Annotated in this window: 11 protein-coding genes; 4 read left to right on the top strand and 7 right to left on the bottom strand. The window is 44.3% G+C overall.

The features are described 5' to 3' along the window. Positions 1 to 1884, bottom strand: a 1884-nt coding sequence (locus DXZ20_RS04615) for an NACHT domain-containing protein (RefSeq protein ID WP_250565616.1), incomplete at its 3' end; no start/stop codon positions are given. A gap of 123 nt (positions 1885 to 2007) precedes the next feature. Further along, positions 2008 to 2238, bottom strand: coding sequence for a helix-turn-helix domain-containing protein (locus DXZ20_RS04610; protein ID WP_163696744.1), 231 nt, complete (start codon positions 2236 to 2238; stop codon positions 2008 to 2010). A 194-nt stretch (positions 2239 to 2432) separates the two neighbouring features. Between DXZ20_RS04610 and DXZ20_RS04605 the strand changes: the two genes are divergently transcribed. The 4 genes from DXZ20_RS04605 to DXZ20_RS04590 all read left to right on the top strand — a co-directional run bounded on the left by DXZ20_RS04605 (position 2433) and on the right by DXZ20_RS04590 (position 3611). Then, positions 2433 to 2957, top strand: a complete 525-nt coding sequence (locus DXZ20_RS04605; protein ID WP_163696743.1) for a hypothetical protein — start codon at positions 2433 to 2435, stop codon at positions 2955 to 2957. A 13-nt stretch (positions 2958 to 2970) separates the two neighbouring features. Further along, entirely contained in the window at positions 2971 to 3168 is a 198-nt protein-coding gene (locus tag DXZ20_RS04600; protein WP_163696741.1) for a hypothetical protein, read from the top strand. 64 nt (positions 3169 to 3232) lie between these two features. After that, a complete protein-coding gene (locus DXZ20_RS04595; protein WP_163696739.1) occupies positions 3233 to 3409 on the top strand; it encodes a hypothetical protein in 177 nt (58 codons plus the stop codon). Between the two features lie 4 nt (positions 3410 to 3413). After that, complete coding sequence (locus tag DXZ20_RS04590; protein ID WP_163696737.1) at positions 3414 to 3611, top strand: hypothetical protein; 198 nt, start codon at positions 3414 to 3416, stop codon at positions 3609 to 3611. A gap of 508 nt (positions 3612 to 4119) precedes the next feature. Here the strand turns inward: DXZ20_RS04590 and DXZ20_RS04585 are convergent. The 5 genes from DXZ20_RS04585 to DXZ20_RS04565 form a co-directional block, all read right to left on the bottom strand. Then, positions 4120 to 4518, bottom strand: coding sequence for a GNAT family N-acetyltransferase (locus DXZ20_RS04585; RefSeq protein ID WP_348918540.1), 399 nt, complete (start codon positions 4516 to 4518; stop codon positions 4120 to 4122). Between the two features lie 62 nt (positions 4519 to 4580). Beyond that, positions 4581 to 5075 (bottom strand): hypothetical protein, encoded by a 495-nt coding sequence (locus tag DXZ20_RS04580; RefSeq protein ID WP_163696733.1) that lies wholly within the window; start codon positions 5073 to 5075, stop codon positions 4581 to 4583. A 163-nt stretch (positions 5076 to 5238) separates the two neighbouring features. Continuing rightward, positions 5239 to 5829, bottom strand: coding sequence for a hypothetical protein (locus tag DXZ20_RS37210; protein WP_250565614.1), 591 nt, complete (start codon positions 5827 to 5829; stop codon positions 5239 to 5241). A gap of 161 nt (positions 5830 to 5990) precedes the next feature. After that, positions 5991 to 6836: a hypothetical protein gene (locus tag DXZ20_RS04570; RefSeq protein WP_163696731.1), complete on the bottom strand. Its 846-nt coding sequence runs from the start codon at positions 6834 to 6836 to the stop codon at positions 5991 to 5993. Positions 6837 to 7172: 336 nt separating this feature from the next. After that, positions 7173 to 8066 carry a hypothetical protein gene (locus DXZ20_RS04565; protein WP_163696729.1) on the bottom strand — a complete coding sequence of 298 codons (894 nt, stop codon included), beginning with the start codon at positions 8064 to 8066 and terminating at the stop codon, positions 7173 to 7175. Between the last annotated feature and the right edge of the window lie 29 nt (positions 8067 to 8095).

Here is an 8095-nt window from a genome sequence, read left to right as displayed (position 1 = left end):
GGTTCTGACTCTGTTGCTGTCGATGGCTCTGTCGATGGCTCTGGTTCTGACTTTGTCGATGGCGATGGCGATGGTGTTGGCTCTGTCGATGGCTCTGGTTCTGACTCTGTTGCTGTCGATGGCTCTGACTATGTCCATGACTCTGTCTCCGACGCTGGCGATGGCGATGGCTCTGGCTCTGTTGCTGGCGATGGCGTTGTAGCTATCGCTGGCGATGTCGATGATGCTAGCTCTGTCGATGGCTCTGGCGATTTCGATGGCAAAAGACAAAAGCCATGCCCTTGAGGCCAGCATTATGTTACTAGACTGTGATGCACTACTTAAACGCATTGCCCATTGCAATAAACCTTGAAGCTTTAGTGAGCTAATAAACGTGTTCGCCTGTCGCTCCATAGCTAACAAAAGTTCATGACTACGCCCACCTGTCAAACCTGAGGTTAAGAGAAAAACTTCTCGCCAACGTTCATCTGTCAAATGCTCACTAACTAATTCCTCAATAAGCCAGTGGCTAATGGTGTGCTTCGCTGTAAGGTATTCCTGAAGTGTCAAATGGGAAAATGAATAGGCATTCGCAGCTCGCTCTACCAATATCCCTTGCTGAACCTCAATTGCTTCAAGGACATTGGCCCCATCAGGATACTTTGAATTACTTATAGTATTAGCCAGGAATTCTGCAATCTGTTTAATAATCTCCTGTTTTGAGAAAAAGAGTTGATCTGCTTTGAAGCTTTGATAGGCAATATCAGACAACAGCTCTTTTTCCAGATCAGTATGGAAGCCTTGGTAAATCGGGTCTTGTCTAATCCGCTTTTCAGCAGCCCAGTCTTTCAATATGATATTCAGTGCATCTTCATAGAGAGTGCTACGTACAGCAGGCAATGATTGAGAGCGGTCATAAACCAAGCACAAGAACGTAAGCAGCAATGGAGTCTGAGCCAATTCTTTAGCTGAAGCATTTTCATCTTGCTGTAGCATCTCCCAGAATCTCTCTGCAGTGCCCGATTCTTCGTCAAGCGCGGAGTTAAACCACCGTCGAACAAATTGCTCTATCTGCTCATCATCGAACTCAGCCATCGTCACATCGGTAAACCGGTTGAAGCCCCCTTTATAGGCAGCGATACGACACGAGGTAACAAAACGATTCTGATTGTGCTGATCACAGAAGTTTTTAATCTGCTCAATCACACCATCTACTTGTTTAGATGGAACCTCATCCAGGCCATCGAATAAGACCAGCATCTTGCCTTCCAAAAGCATGGACTTCACAAGGTTGTCTGCATACGGAAATCCACAGTCTTCCAGCTCCTTGGAGATCGCCTGTTGCAGACTCATCTCTTCACTTTTGAAAGATTTAAGCTCAATAAATACGGGCACCACATCATGAGCTAGCCGTTTTTCTAATGCTTCTAGTCCAAGCTTTCGTAGAAAGGTACTTTTGCCTACACCTGGGCCACCCAGTACCATCAGGTATTGCTCACTATTAGCAGCGATTAACCCATCCTGTCGTTCATCTGCACCGAACCAAAATCGTCGTCTATTAGCTTGGCGATATTGCTCTTCCAGATCATCCAAGCTTGAAAAGCACCTGAGGTCTGAATCTTTTAGAAATTTGACGGCTGTATAAATCTTGTTCAGTGGCATTGGCTCCTTCATCAAGCCAGGAAGCACCTTGATGTTGCAGTGTCTGTCTGAATAGTTCTGGTGATACTTTATAGAAGCTCGCTCAATTGCTTTCTCGGACTTGATGCGCTTTTGTTCTTGCTCAGTGTTTGTAAGCCCCTCATGATACTGAGCCTTTAGGGAACTCCAAGTGGCCTCAAAGATAGGACCAATCACCCCGTTAAGAGCTTGACCGACCAACATCTCGACAGCTTTCTCAACCATAGTCTTTACCTACCTTCGCCTCGACCTTCGCTTAATCGCTATCTACTTCTGAGAATTACCTGTCGTCCGCCTCATTCAACATCACCGACAGCAACGCCTCAATCTGAATATCGGTAAGGTTGATCATCCTGCACCTAACAACGAATCAACATCTTCTGAGAGATAAAACATTTCACCTAGCTCTACTTGAAAGTGCCGACAAATAATGGCAACCGTCTTGTTGTCTAGGCGGCTAAATCGATTGTGGAATAAGTTTCCGATGATAGTGGGGCTTAACCCTGTATCACCGGCTACCTGCATTTGAGTCAAACCCTTGGAATCTATAAATTCCTTCAAACGACATTTCACGTACATTGCCTCAATCCTTCTAGCGCCACCCTAACAAGATACTAGAAACATGTCAACAGCTATCTAGATAGCGAATTATAGCTACCTGTTGACAGCTATCTAGATAATGGCTATTCTTAGGTCATAGCAAAGGCTGGATGTCTTCCCGTGGAAAGTTGGACACCCAGCCCTGCAGTCCCAACCACATAGCAATTGAAACTATGCAAACTCTAACTCAAAAGCCCACACCGACTAAATTCCAGATAACCGAAACCAGCCTTACCCAACATGCGGTCACCTGGAACGATCGCACCATTGGACTGATCCAATGCTCACCAGAACTCGGCCTGAACTGGGAATACGTTCGCTATAGTGCCTACCCCAATACCTTTATGGGTTCCTATGACGACTGCGTTGCCCAGGCTGAGCAGGACTACGCTGAGCAGAACACTCCACCTCAGGCTGATGTTTGCCTAGCAGAAGTAATCGACTTTGGCCCTGTCAGTAAGCCTGCTAGCCGCTACAGCAATGGTCCTATCTTCATTGGTGGCCATAGCCAAGTGCAGTTAGTCAGCATCCGAGGCCTGAATGACCTACCCGTAGATGACCGGTGGACCGACACGCTCTGGGTGCCTCTGGGTTTTGCTAAAACTCTGCGCCGTGGCGATATGGTGGAGTGCTTTCAGGACCTAGGTAAGGTGGGTATTCGTCTGCCTCGGTTTGTCGCTAGTGCGATCGCCGCGTAGGGAGGGCATAGCCATGATCACATTCACCCAAAACCCTACCTTTGGCCAGCTGTACGCAGAGTGCAGTCAGTCCGGGCAAGACTATCGCATTCCGACGACTCGTGTTGAGGCGTTCCTAGCCGAGATCGGGATGACGGTAGAGCAGGTCTTAGCGACTCCTCAAGAGAACACTGAGGACATGCAAACAGCTCTGGCCAAGTACAACGGCTAGTCCATATCACCGCCGGTTCCATCGCTACGGGACCGGCCTTACCAACCCTACGGAATTTAGAACGATGAGAATACTCCTATACACGTTGTTGTGGCTTGTTGTTTGTCCCCTATGGCTACTGACTCAAGCCGTGGACAAAGGTAGCTACATCGAAGGTCAGCTGAGTGATCTTGAGGTTCATCTGAAGCTTGAGATTGAGTCGAAGGTTAAAGCCGCTGTTAATGCTTGGGCGGAGGCATAGGACGATGACACACATAATCAAAACCCTAATCCGCCTAGCCTTCCTCTCTGTGCTATGGCTACTAGTACGCTTTACCCAGTTTGTTTTAGAGCTGTCTGAGCTTATCCATGAGGCCGATGCTGTAAGCAATGCTGAGTTGCACCTACAGATGAAGATCCACCGACAGCTCAAGGCACTAACACCCGGCTTCATTAAGGCATAGCCCATCAATACGAGGTTTAGCCGGTCCTGCCTTTGGTGGGACTGGCATTCTGGTTAGTCCCCTTGTATGTTTAGAGGACTAGAGGGTAGCTCAGACAATAAACCCCCTGGCCGATTGGTTGCCAGAGGGGGCAGGTCAACTATACGCTTTACGCTTAACTACCATGACGTACTAACGTACATCAAGTTCCCACACGATGGCATCGCCTTGGTGCAGATGTGGGCGAGGGTCAAGACAGTTGCCCCTGTCCTGGCCCTCTTGGCAAATCCTTAACGTACAAAAAAGATTGCCTAGAGCAAAGTACAGTCAATAAGCCCATAACAGTTAGGGAAGCGAACCCCTGGTGCATAGCCCTGACAACGAATCAGTGATGTTACGGTTGCGTGTGACAGCCGTGTAATATCGGCATTGTCCAGCACCCGTCATGTAGCACAACAGGGGCAAACAACAAACGCGATCGCACCCAGTTTGGCGCGATCGCTTGATTTTGACGGGCGGTCTTCGGTGATCAGAGTAGCTTCTTCTTCATGATATTGCGAGCAGATTTCTTGCCAAAATAATCTTCTTTATAGGCAACAAACTCAAACCCAAGATCGGAATATAAATTAATCGCAATAGTATTTTGAGGATCAACTGTCAAAAAAACGTAATTTGTCTTTATCTCTTTAAGTTGAGATAGAAGATACGAAGTTAATCTTCTGCCAATACCTTGATGCCTATATCGAGGATCAATTGCAAGAGCTAAAATCCAAGAGTCCAACGTATTCGCCTTAGGACAACCTATTGTATACCCGACGATCTCACTCTCTGACTTTTTTGCAACCACAAAAAAGTCGCCACACACATCATAAAGCTGCCGTAAGGTAAGAAATGAGTAGCTTTCATCACTAAAAACAAGATTATCCACATATAAAATTTTTTTTAAATCCTGTTCCTGGGGCGACGTGATTTTAATATTTATCATCCTAACTAAGAGGCTGTTTTCAGAAGAAACCCTTGACGAGGCAGTGAAAGCTTTCTTGATTTCCTATAATTCAACCATGTTGAATATAGACAAAAAATTGAGCGATAGTAGGCTTGCATGTCAGTATTAAATAAAATTTCAGATTGAACATTTGGATTGTGAACCAAGTAGAAAAAGCGATAAGCAAATAAATCGTCAACTGTCTCCATATCAATTACTTTAGTGTCAAGTATAAACTTGACTCTTTCAAAAAAGTTCAAGTACTTTTCTATTAACGCCTTATCTTCCTGTGAAAAAGCGGCATTAGCCGTGTACCATTGTCCACCTCTATCCAAATAAGATTCTGCTGCTGCATGGTTATCAATATCCCTGGCTAACTCGTTAATAAATTGAGCTTTCGCTAGACGTTCACTTGATCTCAATTGAAAACCGACAAAAAATAGACCTATTACTGCTGATGCTCCGCTAATAAATGTAGCCAATGCGTTAAACGTATCCATTTTTTAAGTGTCAAAAGATTTACTCTTAATGTCTTGCCTAATAATCGTCTTTCGTTTAAACAGAAGTGTAGATTAACAGGTAGACATCTAAGCTATATATTAATCATCAGATCTGGCAGATAAGATCCAGGTTTTCGTATCTTATCTGCCATTATTGTACGCCTCACTCCCCCACCAACCTCTGCCGCTCACCCCTCCCACCCTGGAAACCCTGATCCAATACGCTCAGCATCTCCCTGGGCAGCTTCTTGGTGACATGTGCCGCTGGCTCATCGATCCATTGGGTGTCATTGATGCCCATGGACCTGATCCATTCCCGACATTGCTTATTGGCCTTAGTGCCTCGACCAAAGCCATACCGTTTAGATAGCTCAGTGATTGTCACACCATCGTATTTTTCAGCACGACCATAGGCATCCACGATCACGGTTACTGGCTTCTCTACTTCGACTATTGCCTCAGGCTTACCCAGGGCCAAAGCCGCAAGCCCTGGGTTGTGATAATTCAATATCTGAGCTGCCGACAATAGCCGCTCTTGGCATTGGTTTCTAGCGAGTTCAGACTTAGATAGTTCCAGCTGAAGCCGAAGCTTTTCTATTTCTAGGCTTTGGGCAGGGACGATAGTCTCAGCTTCTCTAGTCTTGGCAGCGAAGTAAGCTTGAGCTGCGGCAATTTCTGGCTTGCGTGGATCGCCGTTCATAGCGGTGAGGTAGCAGGCATATCGAGAGAGGTAATAATCCTTCTGCTCTACCATTGCTCCATTGCCACCTTCGATCGCATTACTAAGGTTAGTAAAGTGTTCAAAAGACTTAATACGTTGCAGCCTTTCCCGTAAGACTCTAAACTGCTACATCCCTTCTTGAAGACCCATATTAAAGTAGATACAGACGCTCGACTGCAGAGCAAGTCAATTGCCTAACTTGCTCTTGAATAAACATAAGCAGTCTTTGTTGATCCCTTAAGGTCAACCCATTCTGTTAATTCTTTTTGTAATTTATCAAAGACATCGTAAACTTTTTCGGATGCCTCTCCACTATATTTCTCTTGTTCATTTTTATATCTGAAACTAAATTCAACTATAACTGGTTTATCCTCAACTGGTTTATCCTCTTCACCTTGGACTTCATACCAAGCAATTAATGCACATTTAGCTTCCACTTTAGGATTATCTCTAATTTGAAAATCTGCACCTGTAATAACTATTTCTCTAGCAGTGAAATTACCCACAACCTCAATTGGTTCATTCTTTTGATAAGGTTTTAATTGCTTCTTCAGATCCGGATATAATTTACCAAGATCATTCAGTTTGTTTAGATCTTTGCTTTTAGATATTGGTTGCTTCGTAGAGAAGCTGTAAAGCCTTAAAAAGGGAGGTTTAATGTCTTCCTCAAATTTTGTTTCTCCATCATCAATATCGGCTGCTGTCATATCTCTATCTTGAGAGACATAGCGATCTGGGTGGCGATATTTGAGTACGACCTCACGTTTTCCTGTATTAAGATCAACTCTCTCTCGAAAAACATAATTACTTTCCCGAATATCATGATCTGCAGTGTCATAGAATTTGATTTCTCTTTCTTTCTTTACCTTATTAAGGCTACCATCAGTATCAATAACAATATCTTGAATTATTTTTTTGAAATCCTCCCAGAATTCTCTAGCTTTTTCAAGAAGATTATCTTGCGAACCAATCAAGCAATCTTTAAAGCGATCTTTCTGAAGCATAATCTTGTATTCGCGAGAAGTCACATTCTGTTTCATTATTTTCTCCATAACTATTAATGAAAGTATCTAAGCATAAACCTTGCAAAACAAACGCCGAATGCATGAACTTTAAATATGTTTCTAAAAGCTCTCAACATCTCATTTACAAGAGCCTTAAACATTTGTTGAAGAAGGTGGCAACTAGCGGTGCAGGCGATGTGCAGCCGTTAAGGCAAAGCTCAATAGATTCAATTTAACTGTTTTCAGTTTGTTTCTCAATTTTTTTGACGACATCTTCACTAGCAGCATATGACAGTGAAGATGTCGCACAACACCAACCTGAATGCATTACGGCTTCTTCCAGGAACTTATGCCAGTTCGTACATTAGCAACTTACGTTTGAAGCTCAGACACTGATATGTCTCTCCAATCAGCAGCCTCATGCTTGATTAGTATGGTCCCATAAACAACACCATTTCCATAATCAGCTTGGTGGAAGTTCGGAAATCCCCCTCTGTAACCATTCTTGACAGCCCAGTCGTTTACAGCGCGAAACCTTGCACCAATATCTCCAGGGTTACCTAGATCGGCAGCGGGGATATCTCGCCACTCAGTAGCGTTGTCTTTCAGAAGAAAAGTTCCATAAACAACACCATTTCCATAATCAGCTTGGTGGAAGTTCGGAAATCCTGCTTTATAGCTATTCTTGCCAGCCCAGTCGTTTACAGCGCGAAACCTTGCGCCGATATCTCCAGGGTTACCTAGATCGGCAGCGGGGATATCTCGCCACTCAACATAATTTGCTTTTATCAGGATAGTTCCGTAAACAACACCATTTCCATGATTAGCTTCGTGGAAATTTGGAAAACCTGCCCCGTACCCCAAAGTACCAACCAAGTCGCTTACAGCGCGGAATCGCCCATCGATACTGGCAACATCTCGCGGACGTTTAGGAGTTTCTCTCTTTCTCGCAGCAACGTAGGGAACAAATTTATTTGGAAGTGTTATTCTGATACCAAACTTCTTCTCCCAATTATTGAAGACAAACTTGTCGAAGTACAAAGTTTCATTGAGTGGATTGAGTCCGGCTTGGGAAAGAGCAGTCGCAAGATCAATTCCGAAATTTCGTGCCTCGTTCTTGAGAAATGCATAAGTGAAGTTACCACCTGTAATGATGCCATCCACAGCGGCAAGGAGAGCATTAAACACACTATATTCTCCGCCAAAGACAACAAATTCATACTTTTCACGCACAGCTCGTTCACGCTCAGCTCTATTGTGAGGCATAAAAATCCACCCTTACTGATAATTTTCAG

Origin of the sequence: Adonisia turfae CCMR0081, from assembly GCF_011009555.1 — a bacterium.
Taxonomy (GTDB): domain Bacteria; phylum Cyanobacteriota; class Cyanobacteriia; order Phormidesmidales; family Phormidesmidaceae; genus Leptothoe; species Leptothoe turfae.
The sequence above is the reverse complement of the archived record's forward strand: the minus strand, read 5'-3'. Positions and strand labels throughout refer to the sequence as shown.